Below are 15,625 nucleotides of genomic sequence, written 5' to 3'. Positions count from 1 at the left end.
ATAGTAAGCTATCGACTTTATACACATGTTTTATTCGATTATAAATCCTAGAATCTACCGTATCCTAAGAAATGTTTTTGGTTGTAGCTACTGCTTAAGCTAGAGTAAGCAATCCCTTTATCACCAGCATGAATCATTTGGCCATTACCAACGTAAATACCGATGTGAGATGGACCTGGTTTATAAGTACCTTGGAAGAATACTAAGTCTCCAGGTTGTGGGCTACTTACTTTAGAAACTGAATTCCAGTAACCTGCAACGTCTTGACGACCTACACCAAAGATGTAAGAAATGAATCCACTACAGTCAAAACCACCGTTTGATGGAGATGCACTTCCCCAAACATACGGTAAGCCTAAGTAGCCTTGCGCTTTACCAATTACGCCACCCGCATTTGGAGTTGGTGCTGGCTCTGGTTTTTTCGTTTCTTGCTTAGGTGCTTCTTTTTTAGGCTCTTCTTTTTTAGCTTGTCCACCGTTGTTTGCTGGTGCAGCTTGCTCTGCTGGTGCTTGTTGAGCTTGCGTAGCTTTAGCAGCTTGCTCTGCTTGTTTTTGAGCAGCAGCTTCTTGTGCAGCTTTTTCTTGCGCTTCTTGTTCAGCAATACGTTGTAATTGTAATGCTTGTTTTTCAAGATCTTTCAATTGACTTTCCGTACTTGTCATTGAAGTTACAACTGTATCCATTTTACCGCTTAAATCATTTACTGCTGTTGCCTTTTTCGCTTTTTCAGCGTCAAGTTCTTTCTTAGCAGTTTCAATTTGAGCTTGTGCTTCTTTTAATTCTTTTTGCTTTGTTTTTACCGTTTCAACATCTTTTTTCACGTTCACTTGATCTTCTTGTTGTGTTTTCATGATATCTTCGTCAGACTCAAGAATTTTAGAAACAGAAGTTAAACGATCAACTAAATCTGCAACGTTTTTAGAGTTTACAAGAACTTCTGTTACAACGTTCGTATTTGGTTGTTCTTGAAGTGCAACTAAACGTTTTCTTAATAACTCTTCACGTTTTGCAATTTTCGTTTGTAGTTCTGCAATATCTTTATTTTTCTTTTCGATTAATTGCTCAGTATCAGCAACTTTTTTCGTTGTTTCATCAAGTTTTGCAGCATTCTCTTGAACAGACTTATCTAAACCTTGAATTGTTTTGTTCAAGTCATTCATTTGTTTTTGTAATTCATCACGTTCTTGTTGTTGTTTATGTAAAGTGTCATTTTGTGTATTAATTTGTGATTTCACGTCAGAAATTTTATCTTCTGCAAATACATTTGGTGTTAGTCCTGAAAACATTAACCCTGCAACTAATGCGCAAGATGCCATTTTTAGCTTTTTCATTTTATTTTTTACACCGCTTTCTTTTTTCTTTTTCCGTATATAACCTATAAAATTTATACCATAATTCGGGATTTTTTTTGCTAATGTTACGCTTTTGTAAAACAAATGTAATATTATATGTAACTCTATCGCAAAATATGCATATTTTTGTATGTATGTGTAGAATTTTAAAAACTTTTTATAAATAAAGAAAAAACGCAAGGTTTCCCTTACGTTTTGCTAAATATACCAATTCGAATGAAATCAAAACGTTATTTCATCCACTTCTCAGCCCAATTTTGGACTTCATCCATAACACTTTCTAATGCTTTCCCTTTGTCAGTTAAGCCGTACTCGATGCGAACGGGTACTTCTGGATAAACATTACGAACTACAATACCTTCGCTTTCCAATTCCTTTAAACGCTCTGACAACATACGATCGCTCATATTCGGTATAATATCTGCGATTTCTCTAAAACGTTTTGACTCTTCAAGCAAAGATTTAATAATTAAGCCAGTCCATTTTTTACTAAGTAAAGTAAATGCTGACTCAAACTTTGGACATAAACAAGAATTATGCTCCATATGTTTCACCTCTATCCTATTATAATATAGTTTCTTGTAAAAAGTAAGTTATAAAACTTTCCTCGTTATTTTATTTTACGTACATTTTATCATTTCCAAATATTAACTTGTCAACTACACGTAAAATATCCGTAAAAAAACCCTCTTCCAAAAGAGAGCTTTTTATATCTTTATTACTTCGTATACCATCCAAGACCTAGTGCGCCTTCACCTAAATGCGTACCAATTACAGCACCGAAATAACCTGTGCGGATTGTAACATGAGGATATTTTGCTTCTAATTCTTTCTTCCATTCATTTGCTTCCTCTTCACGTTGTGCATGAATGATAACCGCTTCCATAGGTACCCCTTTACTTGCTTGCTCATCAAAAATTTCGATGATACGTTTTAACGCTTTTTTACGCGTACGGATTTTTTCAAACGGGATAATGACTTTATCTCTAAAATATAAAACCGGCTTCACTTGTAACAGACTACCGATGAAAGCTTGTGCGCTATTTAATCGTCCTCCACGTTGTAAATGGTGTAAATCATCTACTACAAAATAAGCGTCCATCGTTTTCTTCATTTCATCAAAACGGGCGATAATCTCTTTTGGATCCTTTCCTTCGCTTGCTAGCTTTGCACCTTCACGCACATAGAATCCTTGTACTTCACAACTAATTTCAGAGTCGTACGTATATACATCAATACCCTCTACCATCTGTCCAGCTGTCGTTGCCGTTTGATATGTACCACTAATTCCACTTGAAAGATGAATGCTAATAACTGCATCATAATCCTTAGATAATTCTTCATATAGCTCAACAAACTTTCCGATTGCTGGTTGAGAAGTTTTCGGAAGTTCTTCTTGCTCACGTACTTTTACATAAAAATCATCTGCTGGAATTTCAGCTTCTTCTTGATAAGATTCCGTTCCAAACACAACGTTTAATGGAATCATATATATATTGAGTTCATCACGAATATGCTTCGGTATATATGCTGTACTATCAGTAACAATAGCTGTTTTCATTTGCGTACCTGCCTTATAAAAAAGTTTTTATTCCCTAATTTTACACGAAAACTAAAAATGGTGCATCCATACATGAAAATGCTGGTTTGAAATTATACTCATCATCTCGACAAATTACAACAAAAAGGTAAAATACTCCCCCAAAATTTCAACTTATTTATAAAAAATGTTTGAATATAAAAACGCTCGCTTTTAAAATGTAAAGTACTAGTCATTTTGGTAGATAGGGGCGTATACGAGTGTTATTACAATATTTAACAATCAAAGACTACGGTGAGCACGAAATTGTCATTCAAAAATCAAGATTTATCTGTTACATTAGCCGAGCTACAACCGAGGAAGAAGCTCAAGAATTTATCCAAAAAATAAAAAAACAAAATTGGAATGCCACACATAATTGCTCTGCGTATTTGATTGGCGAACAAGATCAAATACAAAAAGCAAATGATGATGGTGAACCTAGTGGTACAGCTGGTGTACCTATGTTAGAAGTACTAAAAAAACGCGGTTTAAAAGATACCGTCGTTGTCGTTACCCGCTATTTTGGTGGCATCAAACTTGGCGCAGGTGGATTAATTCGTGCATATGGAAAATGTACAAGCGAAGGCATTAATCATGTCGGTGTTGTCGAGCGAAAACTAATGCGTGTTATGCAGACCGAAATTGATTACACATTACTTGGCAAAATTGAAAATGAACTACGTAATTCAAAATATGCCATTAAAGATATACATTATCTCGAAAATGTCACATTTGATACGTATGTAGAAGAAGATGGAAAACAAGCATTCACAGATTGGATGATTGAATTAACAAATGGGAAATGTACAATTACAGAAGGAGATATGTTGTACTTAGAACAAGATGTTATCTAAGAATAACTACTTTATCATCTTTAAAGATTAATGTAGTGAATTACTTCCCTACAAATGAACTAAGGAGATTATATATGGAAGAACGTTATTATCATCTCCAAAATAGCAGAATAAAAAAGAAACGAAGAAGAAAGTTTTTCTTCTTCCTTATTTTCTTATTTTTATTTGGAGGTGTAGGATTTTATATATTAAATTCCTACTCTTCTCTCATGGGGATGTATAGTGGGTTTACTCGTGAAAAATCAGATTTGAGAACCAAAGATGTAGAAATTACAAAGGAGCCTTTTACACTCCTTATTATGGGTATAGAAGATTATGCAACAGACGGTCAAAACGGTCGTACAGATTCATTAATGTTTGCGACAGTCAATCCGAAAACTAAAAAGATTTCGCTTATGAGTATCCCTCGTGATAGCCGCGTTCCAATTATCGGAAAGAATAAAGAGGACAAAATTAACGCTGCGCACGCTTACGGCGGAGAAGAAATGGCAATCAAAACGGTCGAAGGTTTTCTAAAGGTTCCTGTAGACCATTATCTTAAAATTGATTTCCAAGGCTTTAAAGGTATTGTTGATGCTGTTGGCGGTGTTACCGTTGATGTCCCCTTCAATTTTTGGGAGCGTTCAGACATGGATTACTACAAAAAAATTGAATTTAAGCAAGGACAACAAGAATTAAACGGTGAAGAAGCACTCGCTTACGTTCGCATGCGAAAACAAGATCCAAATGGAGATTATGGTCGGGCGGCTAGACAAAGACAATTACTAGCTGCTGTTGCTCAAAAACTAAATTCCACCTCTACCGTATTTAAAATTAAAGATTTAACGGCAGTCGTTGGAAAATATATAAAAACTGACATTCCTATTTCAGACGGTCTTGCTCTTTACAATAAACTCTCTGGATTTGATCCTTCTACAATACAAACGTTAAAACTTGAAGGAGAAGATAAAAAAATAGGTGGTATTTATTACTTCCTTCCAGATCCAATCGGTATAGAGACCGTACGTAACGAAATAAAAAAAGAATTAGGAGAAACAGCAAACACTCAAGACACTCAAGACAATCCAACAAAAAAAACCGAATCAAATCCTTCTTCAAATTCTAACTCTAACGAAAAAGCGAAGAAAGAAACGAACCAGAACCAAAATCAGAACAAAACACCAACTGAGCCCCCTCCTTCTACAAATGCTCATGCAGAGTGGATTATGAGAAATCAGCAATAACAAAAAGAGCCAAATCGCACATGATTTGGCTCTTTTTATTTACTTATTAAAGTGTTGTAAAATTGCTTCTACAATACGCTCTGATGCACGGCCATCACCGTACGGGTTAGATGCTTTTGACATCTTATCATGAGCTTCTTTGTCTGATAACAACTCATCAGCAAGACTAAAGATTGTCTCTTCGTCTGTTCCTGCTAATTTCAATGTGCCTGCTTCAATACCTTCTGGGCGCTCTGTTGTATCACGAAGAACAAGAACCGGTACGCCTAATGACGGCGCTTCCTCTTGTACCCCACCAGAATCAGTTAACATTAAGTATGAACGAGCTGCCACATTGTGGAAATCAATTACATCTAGCGGCTCAATTAAATGAATGCGGTCATGATCGCCTAAAATATCATTTGCTGTTTCACGAACAACAGGGTTCATATGAACAGGGTATACAACCTGTACGTCTTCATGCTTATCAACAAGACGCTTAATTGCACGGAACATATTACGCATTGGCTCTCCTAAGTTTTCACGACGGTGAGCCGTCATAAGTACAAGACGATCACTTCCAAGTTTCTCTAGTACAGGATGACTATATGTTTCTTTTACAGTCGTTTTTAGTGCGTCAATCGCTGTATTTCCTGTTATGAAAATGCGTGACTCATCTTTATTTTCTTTCTGTAAGTTCGTTGCTGATTTCGCTGTAGGTGAGAAGTGAAGATCTGCCATTACGCCTGTTAGTTGGCGATTCATCTCTTCTGGGTATGGAGAATATTTATCCCATGTACGAAGTCCTGCTTCGACATGACCTACTGGAATTTGATTATAGAAAGCAGCTAAACTGGCAATAAATGTTGTCGTTGTATCACCATGTACAAGTACAATATCCGGCTTTGCTTCTTTCATTACTTTATCCAAACCTTCTAAACCACGCGTTGTAATATCAATTAAAGTTTGGCGGTCCTTCATAATATTCAAATCGAAATCTGGCGTAATTCCAAAGATACTTAATACTTGGTCTAACATTTGACGATGTTGTGCTGTTACAGTCACAATCGATTCAATTTTCTCTGGATGCTTTTGCAACTCTAATACAAGAGGTGCCATTTTGATTGCTTCTGGACGTGTCCCGAAAATTGTCATTACTTTTAAACGTTCAGTCATTTCATTGCCTCTTTTCTTTCACTAGTTACAAATTCTATTATGACATATAAGAATATACATGAACACATGCCTTTTTAACGAATAACGGAAAAGTCCCTCATACAAATACTTTCTCTTCCAACAGAATAATAATCTATCCCTTGCTTCTTCACATCCTCATTAGTATAACAATTTCTTCCATCAAATAAAATAGGTTCTCTCATAAGTTGTACGTACCTTTCTAACGGGTAATTTCGGATAGTCCCCCATTCTGTCATGATAAAAGCCGCACTCGCTTCTCTAATCGATTCATCTATACATTCGCTATATTGTATAGTCTCCCCAAAGATATTTTTCATATTTTGAATCGCCTTCGGGTCATATAGAACTACATCCGCACCTATATTCATTAATTCTTCTATTATAATAAGAGATGGCGCGTCTCTTATATCATCAGTATTCGGTTTAAATGCCGCCCCCAGCACCGCAATCCGCTTCTTGTCCATGTTTATTACTTTCTTTGCTTTCTCAATCAATAACAACTGTTGTTTATTATTCACTTCAATAACTGCTTTTAACAAGCGAAAATCATGCTCCACATTCCCAGCAATTTGTACAAGAGCTTTCGTATCTTTCGGAAAACACGATCCCCCGTAACCAATGCCCGCATTTAAAAAAGACGTACCAATTCTCTTATCCATTCCCATCCCTTGTGCAACGTCTAATACATTCGCTCCTACCTTCTCACATATATTTGAAATTTCATTGATAAAACTAATTTTTGTTGCTAAAAAGGCATTCGATGCATATTTAATCATCTCTGCACTTTTTATATCTGTAACATACGTTTTTAAGTGTAATTCACTATATAAATTCTCAACTTTTCTTGCCGCTTCCTCATTATTTGCTCCAATTACAATACGATCTCCCCGAAAAAAATCGTAAATCCCTGAACCTTCCCGTAAAAATTCTGGATTCGATACGATATGTAATTCATGCCTCCCCTGTAACTTCTCCTTAATCCATCCTCTAATAGCAACATTCGTCCCTACAGGAACAGTACTTTTTGTAACAACAATAATGTCGTTAGTCGCATATGTTCCAATATCAACACATGCACGTTGAACATATGTTAAATCCGCTGTCCCATCTAATAAAGACGGTGTTCCAACTGCAATAAATATAAATTCTGCATCGGTAAATGCTTCTTCTTTACTTGTTGTAAAAGTTAAACGATTATTCTCATATGCATCATTTATTAATTCATATAAGCCCGCTTCATAAATAGGCAAATCCCCTTGTTTTATTCGTTCAATTTTCTCATCATTTATATCAAAACATGTGACCGAATGTCCTAATATTGCCAACCCTACTCCTGTAATCAATCCAACGTATCCGGTACCTATTATCGTAATTTTCATTTCCTTTTCGCACAGGAATATGCAATAGAAAATATACGAATACATACAATCCTCCCTGTGCTTCCCCCTCTCACATTAAAAATGAGAAAACTCTTTTACTTCTTTATTATATGAATTACCTTTTTCATTCTTTTTTAAGTTTTTGTAAAATTAAATATCCTTTATTAATTATTAGTTAAACCAATCGGAATTTTATAGGAATTAAAACTCCCTGTTCATGCGGGATAAATTCCCACATTTTAACACGGAACTTACTTATTTCTACGTGTAACACTTATAATACTGAAATAAAAGTATTCACTATCAAAGAAAAAGAGAAAATGTCATATTCCAAAGCGCAATACGATTAACCTTCTCAATTGGTTCAACATTCTATATACAATTGTCATATATTCTATCTGCTTCCATTTACCGTAAAAAGAAAAAAAGATTGAATTCTAATCTTTTTGTGATACCATATGTTATGAGCCTGCAAATAAACATCATAATTTTCAGATAAATATATTTTAAAAAAATTACGTTAGACTATAAAAGGGTGGGGTATTAATGGACTCACAAGTGATTTATGCCATTTTGGCATCTTTCATCACTGTACTCGTCGTTACTCCTTTAGTTATTAAGTTAGCTTTTAAAATAGGAGCAACAGATAAGCCAAACGCGCGTAAAGTGCACCAAAAGATCATGCCTCGTCTTGGCGGGTTAGCGATATTTATCGGTGTAGCTGTAGGATTTGTTGTCGGTGGCTTATATGAACAAAGAATGTTATCGATAACGCTAGGTGCGATTATCATTGTAATCATCGGTATTTTAGATGATATGTACGAGTTATCTGCGAAGGTAAAATTCGGTGGACAACTATTAGTTGCCATTATGATTGTAAAAAGTGGATTATTAGTACAAATATTATATATTCCAATCCTCGGGGATACTGAACTTGGATGGCTTGCTTACCCAATTACAGTATTTTGGATTGTAGGTATTACAAATGCCATCAACTTAATTGATGGCTTAGATGGATTATCTGCTGGTATTTCATCTATCGTACTGGCAACGCTAGCATATATGGCCTTCACTAGCCCATGGGGTACTGGAACAGCTATCATTTTACCTCTAGCACTCATTGCACTTGCAAGTACACTTGGATTTTTATTCTACAACTTCCATCCAGCAAAAATTTTCATGGGAGATACAGGCGCACTATTTTTAGGATACTGTATTTCTGTTATATCGTTACTTGGATTATACAAAAGTGTAACGTTATTCAGTTTTATCGTTCCAGTTATCATTTTAGGCGTACCTGTATTTGATACGACATTTGCAATTATTCGTCGTATCGTAAATAAAAAACCTATTTCAGCGCCAGACAAATCGCATTTACATCACCGTTTACTTGCAATGGGCTTCTCTCATCGTAAAACGGTACTAATTATATACGCATTCGGTATTTTCTTTAGTGTAAATGCAATCATTTTCTCTAGTGCAACATTATGGTTATCCATTACTCTTCTTTTCGTTTTAATCTTCTTTACAGAAATCCTTGCTGAAGTAATCGGACTTGTACATGAACGTTACAAACCACTTATTTCCTTTTATAAAAAAGTGAAAAAACGCGAAGACTAATTGTAGTATAGCCTTTAATATGATGAAATATTCGAATAGCATCCTCTTTTTTATAAGGGGATGCTATTTTTTATTCATTATTTTACATTTCCAAAATATAGCTTGTTTGAGAGTTCCACTATTGGAGAAAGATATACATAATAAGAAAAGGCTTATATTTTCTTTTTTACATCTTGATTGTCAAACTGAGGGTGAATGTTATGATCAAGCGAGTATTTCAATACATTATTTTATTTTTAACGATTACTATGTACGCGTCATCTCATGCAGGAGCAACTACAATTACCCCTGCTGAACATCATCCAAATACCGAAACTACCTCTTCTACCCAAAAAATCGCGTACTTAACATTTGATGACGGACCAAACAAATATACTACGCAAATTTTAGACATCTTAAAAGAAAAGAACGGAAAAGCCACTTTCTTTGTTATTGGTGGAAAAGTGCCACATTATAAAAAGACAATGCAGCGATTAATTAAAGACGGACATTATATCGGACTTCACAGTATGTCACACGATGTAAAACGCCTTTACAACGGGGATCCATACGCTTTAATTACAGAAATGGAACAAACCCAAAACATTGTTCAGCAAATTACAAAATTAAACACACATCTCGTTCGTGTTCCGTATGGTAGTATGCCTTACTTAAAAAAGAATTACCGTGATGCACTTGTATCAGCCCAGTATAAAATGTGGGATTGGACAATCGATACATACGACTGGAAAAGCTATGACAATCCTTCTGCCATACTAGAGAGAGTACGTAATCAGAGCGATGAACAAGTCGAAGTGATTTTAATGCATGATTCGAGTGTAACCGTACAAATACTGCCAAAAGTAATTGATTACTTACAGTCACAAGGATACAAACTTCTTCCCTATAATCCATCTTCCCACCTCGAAGTGAACTTTTGGAAAGACACAAGATTGTAACAGCTTTAGTGCCTATGTGCTAAAGCTGTTTTATTTTTCTCTTCCCACCCTTCCCATTTTTGTGTAAAATTTTAAATAGTGATGAAGTTTCGAGGTGAATAGAAATGAAACGAATAGATCTCATTTTTAACGCAATACAAAAAGGCAATTATACAGAAGGTGTAACCGCATCAGAACTCGCTATCCTGTTGCAACTAGATCGCGCCAATGTAAGTAGCGACTTAAACAAACTTGTAAAAGATAAACGTTTATTAAAAACAAATACGCGTCCTGTTCGTTTTTATATAGAAACGAACACTTCGTTGGAAACGCATTCAAAAAAAGCAACTTCATTAGATACATTTGCAATTGAAAATACAAGCCTTAAAATCGCAATCGAAAAAGCGAAAGCTTCCATTCTCTATCCTCCAAACGGTATGCATACTTTACTGCTCGGAGAAACAGGAGTCGGAAAATCTATGTTCGCTTCTTTAATGCACGAATATGCAATTGAAGTTGAACAGCTTCCTAAAAATGCACCATTTATCGTCTTTAACTGTGCTGATTACGCAAATAATCCACAGCTACTACTAGGGCAGTTATTTGGAATTAAAAAAGGAGCTTATACAGGGGCAAGTGATCAAAAAGGGTTAATTGAAAAAGCACATGAAGGGATCCTTTTCTTAGATGAAGTACATCGCCTTCCTCCAGAGGGACAAGAAATGCTTTTCACCTTTATTGATCGCGGAGTATACCGCCGCCTTGGAGAAACAGAAAACGAACGTAAAGCACAAGTATTAATCATTACTGCAACAACAGAAGAACCAAATTCATTTTTATTAAAAACATTTACAAGACGTATACCTATGACTGTCACGCTGCCACCACTTCGTGAACGTACACATAAAGAACGCTTTGCTTTACTACAACTATTTTTCACAAATGAAGCAATTCGTCTGCGAAAAGAAATTCACGTTAGTCCGAATGCAATGCGTGCTTTCGTCTTTTACAATTGCCCCAATAACATCGGTCAATTAAAAACGGATGTACAAATTGCCTGTGCGAAAGCCTACTCTGACTTCGTGACAAAGAAACGTGATTCTGTCTATGTTTCAAGTACAGATTTACCTTGGTATATGAAAGAAGGGCTATTCATTGAAAGAAAAAGCCGTCATCTATACCAGATACCAAATGAAACATTTATATTTACAGGTGATGAAGGTTGGAGTAACCATAAAATAGAGAATGAAAAACAGTCTTCTATTTACGATTATATTGATTATAAATATGAAGAACTTCAAGCTCGCGGTATTGAAGAGGAAGAATTAGAATTACTAATAGAAAATGATATTCAAAGCTTTTTCGTACAATATTTTAACCAAATGTCAAAAAAGACAAATCATGAAAATGTTTTTAAAATTGTGGATCGTAATATCGTTTCCGTTTGTGAAAAAATTGCGGAACTTGCTGAAAAGCATTTATCTAAGACGTTTGATGAAAAAGTATTTCTCGCTTTAAGTTTACATGTACAGACAACTCTACAACGTTTACAAGCTGGAAAACAAATTCATCACCCACAATTAAATCAAATTCGTACGAAATATAAAGAAGCTTTTTCCGTAGCTATGCAATGCATTCAACTACTGGAAGACGAATTACAAATAACAATGCCTATCGATGAAGCAGGCTTTTTAACAATGTTCTTCGTTGTTGATCCAATTCCTGCCTCACAAACAGAAGTAAAAGTATTAATATTAGCGCACGGAAACGGCATTGCAACAGAAATGGCAAACGTCGCAAATGAACTTCTCGGCATTGAGGAAGTAACCGGTATTGATATGCCGTTACATGAATCGCCGAAAGATTTCTTAGAGCGTGTGAAAGTGTATATGAAAACACTCCAAAATGTAAATGGACTTCTCTTACTCGTTGATATGGGATCGCTCGCTTATATTGGTGATATATTAGAAACTGAGTTCAAAATTCCGGTACGTGTTCTTTCCATGACAAGCACTCCACATGCACTAGAAGCAGCTCGAAAAGCTCAGCTTGGCTACTCATTAGATGCATTATATGAAACGGTGAAGAACTTAACACCGTTTTACTTAAACGTACAAGAAGAAAAGAAAAAGCCACTATCACCAATGAAATCAGTTATTTTAACAGCTTGTTTAACTGGAGAAGGCAGTGCGTTAGCTATTCAAAAAATGTTAGAGAACTATTTGCGATTTGACAAAGACTTAATTGAAATTATTCCGATTAGTATCGTCCATGAAAAAGATTTAACGAAAATGATTGAGAACATAAAAAAAGAGCGGAATATCATTTGTATCGTCACGAATTTCGATGTGCAAGTTCCATGCTTAACATATCATTTTCAAGATATCGTAAACTACACAGCGATTCAGCCAATTCAAGAATTAATTACGTATGAAGAAACATATGCAAAAATGGCTGATATTCTTGAACAACAAATGCAGCGTAACGACGGAGCACTACTTATTAAAACGATTCGTTATGCATTAAATACAATTCAAGAATTAATTTCCTTGCAGCTAACTCCTGATAGCTTAATGGGTGTTATTTTGCATATGAGCTGTATGGTTGACCGTCTTCAAAAAGGAGAAAGCCTCCTTCCTCATCCAGATAAAGAGAAACGAAGACAAGATGAATACTGGATGTACATGAAAGTAAAAAAAGCATTGCAACCCATTGAAAATACATTTGAAATACAAATACCTGATGACGAAGTGTTTTATGTTATGGACTTCTTCATTAAAAATCAGCCTGTAAAAAATTAATCGAGGCATTTTTTTAAATATATCGACCGTAACACGAATTATATCAGCGATTTTTCAAACATGTCGGTGTAACCCGGATTATATCAGCGATTTTCAATATATATCGACTTACCGACAATAATCGCTAAAATTTGCAACTTATAGCAGAAAAGGCTGTTCCAATATATGAACAGCCTTTTTTCTACTTCTTTACTTTCCTGATTCTCCCCCTGATTTCACCCTTCTTATTGGGCTTCGTATAAACATTTACATATACATTCTCCTGAATGATTTCTTGAAGTAAGCTATCAAACGCTCTCCCCTGTAAAGGCCCTTCAAAATCCTCCACATTGACTACACCAGTCACGACTCCTTCATTTAAACTAATTCCTTGCTTTAGCGGACCAAACAAATTTAAAACAACTGGACCAATTTGATCCGCTTTCCCTAAATGAATTTGGCATGATGTAACCTTTTCGATATTTTTCAATATGACCCGATATTGCAACTTCTTTACATCCTCACTAAATATAAACTCTGCTACGCCATAAGCTTCTGTATTTACAGGAGGTATTTCCCTCTTACCTGTTAACCTCGCAAAGAAATGTGTTGTCATACGGGCATTCTCCTTATATAAATTTCCCATCACTACTTCTACTACTTTATGGTTTATACATAATCATTTATGACTTTTTCAACTTTTAATTACGAAGAAAAGATTCACACAATCTTTACATTAGAATTGTTTCCTTTGCTTTACTACCTCTTGTATAATGCACATAGAAAAGCATTCTAGGAGGTTGTTTTGGAAAATAACAAATACACTTTTCACACATTATTAGAGATTTTTCTCGTCTCATTTAAATTAGGACTTACTTCATTTGGTGGTCCTGTCGCCCACCTCGGCTATTTCCACCACGAATATATACAAAAAAGAAAATGGATAGATGAACGAAGTTACGGAGATTTAGTAGCGCTATGTCAATTCCTTCCTGGCCCTGCTAGCAGTCAAGTTGGTATGGGGGTTGGTTTATTAAGAGGTGGGTTATTAGGAGCTATCATTTCATGGATTGGATTCACACTACCGTCTGTGCTTGTTTTAGTTTTCTTCGCCTCATTCCTTAATCAGTTCAATCTTGGAAGTGCTGGCTGGATTCATGGACTAAAACTTGTAGCAGTTGCTATTGTGGCTCATGCCATATGGGGAATGGCGCAAAAATTAACGCCAGACCGAAATCGTGCGACAATTGTGATTGTAACTGCCGCAATCGCCTTACTATGGCCAAGTAGCTGGACACAAGTTATTCTTATTATAGTATCTGGCTTTATCGGCTGGTTTTTATATCGCAACCAATCAATTAGCCAGTCTCAAAATATAAAAGTACCTATTTCAAAAAAGATAGCAGTTTCTTGTCTCGTCTTATTCTTCGGACTATTACTACTGCTACCAATATTAAGACCGTTCTCTTATTACATCGCTTTATTTGATAGTTTCTATCGCTCTGGCGCACTTGTATTTGGAGGCGGACACGTCGTGCTGCCCCTTCTTGAAGGTGAGTTCGTACAAAACGGAATGATGACGAAAGAACAATTTCTAGCTGGATACGGATTAACACAAGCCGTACCAGGCCCACTATTTACATTCGCTTCTTATATAGGAGCTGTGTTAAACGGGACACTTGGGGCAATACTCGCAACAATTGCGATCTTTCTTCCTGCTTTCTTACTCGTTATTGGTGTTTTACCATTTTGGAACAGTGTGAGAAAAATATCTTACATACAAGGCGCACTACTTGGAGTCAATGCAGCCGTTGTCGGTATTTTACTAGCAGCTTTTTATGACCCTATTTGGACAAGCACAATTATGAACGCTGTAGATTTTGTTTTTGCATCTCTTCTATTTTGCTTGCTCGCTTTTTGGAAAACACCACCTTGGGTTATCGTTATACTTGGAGCCTTTGGCGGATATATTTTATCCATTTTGTAAATAAAAAACGACGGCATTCTATAGCCGTCGTTTTTCTATGAAAATTTCACAAGCTCTATTCCTTCAGGCAACTCGCTCTCTGTTAAAATACGTAATTCTTTCACACGATCCATTACGTAAGAAGAACGCTTCACAAGCTCTGGATCAATATAAGCTGGATGAACCATAATTTCTACCGTTTGTTCACCTTGTACTCTTCCTTTTAACTTCACGAAGTAATCTTCCGTCACACCATCTGCGTAAAAATCACTGTAAAATACGTCAGAAAATGGGCGTACTGCTCGCTCTTTCTCACAACGACGAATCGGAACATTATATGTAGCCGCTAATCTCTCCAGAACATCGTGCAAAATCGGTAAGCTGTGCACATGATGATGACTATCTAAATGAGTTGGTGTTAATCCGTAAGATAGGAATTTCTCAATTTGAGCAGTCCATTCTCTCTCAACTTCTTCGGGACTTAGCTTCCCTTCCCATACGACGCTTTGTTTATGAAACAATCCATCGCTACTTACAAGTGATGGAACATCTCCAAGAAGCGGTTTCCCTGCCGTTAATACGAGATGTACTCCTACCCCTAACGTTTTATACTCTTTTGCTAAGCGTACCGCATGCTCTGTTCCCGGCATATTCATCATCATCGTCGTTGAATTTACAAGTCCATTTATATGCCCATCAATAATGCCGTAATTTGTACCTTCTGTAAGACCGAAATCATCTGCATTTACAATTAGTTTAATCATCGTAATACCTCC

Annotated in this window: 13 protein-coding genes; 6 read left to right on the top strand and 7 right to left on the bottom strand. The window is 35.9% G+C overall.

Features of this window, described 5'->3' with window-relative positions; translation table 11 throughout:
- Nucleotides 1-47 precede the first annotated feature (47 nt).
- The 3 genes from CO726_RS09390 to CO726_RS09375 all read right to left on the bottom strand — a co-directional run bounded on the left by CO726_RS09390 (nt 48) and on the right by CO726_RS09375 (nt 2,913).
- Complete coding sequence (locus tag CO726_RS09390) at nt 48-1,436, bottom strand: C40 family peptidase (RefSeq protein ID WP_136699493.1); 1,389 nt, start codon at nt 1,434-1,436, stop codon at nt 48-50.
- Between the two features lie 146 nt (nt 1,437-1,582).
- Nucleotides 1,583-1,897: a winged helix-turn-helix transcriptional regulator gene (locus tag CO726_RS09385; RefSeq protein WP_000400857.1), complete on the bottom strand. Its 315-nt coding sequence runs from the start codon at nt 1,895-1,897 to the stop codon at nt 1,583-1,585.
- 173 nt (nt 1,898-2,070) lie between these two features.
- Entirely contained in the window at nt 2,071-2,913 is an 843-nt protein-coding gene (locus CO726_RS09375) for a DegV family protein (RefSeq protein ID WP_099684075.1), read from the bottom strand.
- A gap of 239 nt (nt 2,914-3,152) precedes the next feature.
- On the opposite strand from CO726_RS09375, the gene CO726_RS09370 reads away from it, so the two are divergent.
- Together CO726_RS09370 and CO726_RS09365 are read left to right on the top strand one after the other, a co-directional pair.
- Nucleotides 3,153-3,788 carry a YigZ family protein gene (locus tag CO726_RS09370; RefSeq protein WP_087959287.1) on the top strand — a complete coding sequence of 212 codons (636 nt, stop codon included), beginning with the start codon at nt 3,153-3,155 and terminating at the stop codon, nt 3,786-3,788.
- A 74-nt stretch (nt 3,789-3,862) separates the two neighbouring features.
- On the top strand, nt 3,863-5,011 hold the full coding sequence (locus CO726_RS09365; RefSeq protein WP_099684074.1) for an LCP family protein: 1,149 nt from the start codon (nt 3,863-3,865) through the stop codon (nt 5,009-5,011).
- A 39-nt stretch (nt 5,012-5,050) separates the two neighbouring features.
- Here the strand turns inward: CO726_RS09365 and wecB are convergent, their stop codons facing one another.
- Together wecB and CO726_RS09355 are read right to left on the bottom strand one after the other, a co-directional pair.
- Nucleotides 5,051-6,166: a non-hydrolyzing UDP-N-acetylglucosamine 2-epimerase gene (wecB, locus tag CO726_RS09360; protein ID WP_099684073.1), complete on the bottom strand. Its 1,116-nt coding sequence runs from the start codon at nt 6,164-6,166 to the stop codon at nt 5,051-5,053.
- Between the two features lie 74 nt (nt 6,167-6,240).
- On the bottom strand, nt 6,241-7,611 hold the full coding sequence (locus tag CO726_RS09355; protein WP_136699491.1) for a UDP-glucose dehydrogenase family protein: 1,371 nt from the start codon (nt 7,609-7,611) through the stop codon (nt 6,241-6,243).
- 501 nt (nt 7,612-8,112) lie between these two features.
- Here CO726_RS09355 and CO726_RS09350 point away from each other — a divergent pair.
- The 3 genes from CO726_RS09350 to CO726_RS09340 all read left to right on the top strand — a co-directional run bounded on the left by CO726_RS09350 (nt 8,113) and on the right by CO726_RS09340 (nt 12,904).
- Nucleotides 8,113-9,186 (top strand): glycosyltransferase family 4 protein, encoded by a 1,074-nt coding sequence (locus CO726_RS09350; RefSeq protein WP_099684072.1) that lies wholly within the window; start codon nt 8,113-8,115, stop codon nt 9,184-9,186.
- Nucleotides 9,187-9,386: 200 nt separating this feature from the next.
- The gene (locus tag CO726_RS09345; RefSeq protein WP_099684071.1) at nt 9,387-10,124 is read left to right on the top strand and encodes a polysaccharide deacetylase family protein; all 738 of its coding nucleotides are present in this window, start codon (nt 9,387-9,389) and stop codon (nt 10,122-10,124) included.
- 104 nt (nt 10,125-10,228) lie between these two features.
- Nucleotides 10,229-12,904, top strand: a complete 2,676-nt coding sequence (locus tag CO726_RS09340) for a sigma-54-dependent transcriptional regulator (RefSeq protein WP_099684070.1) — start codon at nt 10,229-10,231, stop codon at nt 12,902-12,904.
- Nucleotides 12,905-13,085: 181 nt separating this feature from the next.
- Here the strand turns inward: CO726_RS09340 and exsM are convergent, their stop codons facing one another.
- Nucleotides 13,086-13,499 carry an exosporium regulatory protein ExsM gene (exsM, locus tag CO726_RS09335; protein ID WP_098758929.1) on the bottom strand — a complete coding sequence of 138 codons (414 nt, stop codon included), beginning with the start codon at nt 13,497-13,499 and terminating at the stop codon, nt 13,086-13,088.
- Nucleotides 13,500-13,688: 189 nt separating this feature from the next.
- Between exsM and CO726_RS09330 the strand changes: the two genes are divergently transcribed.
- Complete coding sequence (locus CO726_RS09330; protein WP_099684069.1) at nt 13,689-14,870, top strand: chromate transporter; 1,182 nt, start codon at nt 13,689-13,691, stop codon at nt 14,868-14,870.
- 35 nt (nt 14,871-14,905) lie between these two features.
- Here the strand turns inward: CO726_RS09330 and chbG are convergent, their stop codons facing one another.
- Nucleotides 14,906-15,613 carry a chitin disaccharide deacetylase gene (chbG, locus tag CO726_RS09325; RefSeq protein ID WP_099684068.1) on the bottom strand — a complete coding sequence of 236 codons (708 nt, stop codon included), beginning with the start codon at nt 15,611-15,613 and terminating at the stop codon, nt 14,906-14,908.
- Nucleotides 15,614-15,625 lie beyond the last annotated feature (12 nt).

Source organism: Bacillus fungorum, from assembly GCF_002746455.1.
GTDB classification, from domain to species: Bacteria; Bacillota; Bacilli; order Bacillales; family Bacillaceae_G; genus Bacillus_A; species Bacillus_A fungorum.
This window is presented reverse-complemented; position numbering and strand designations above follow the sequence as displayed.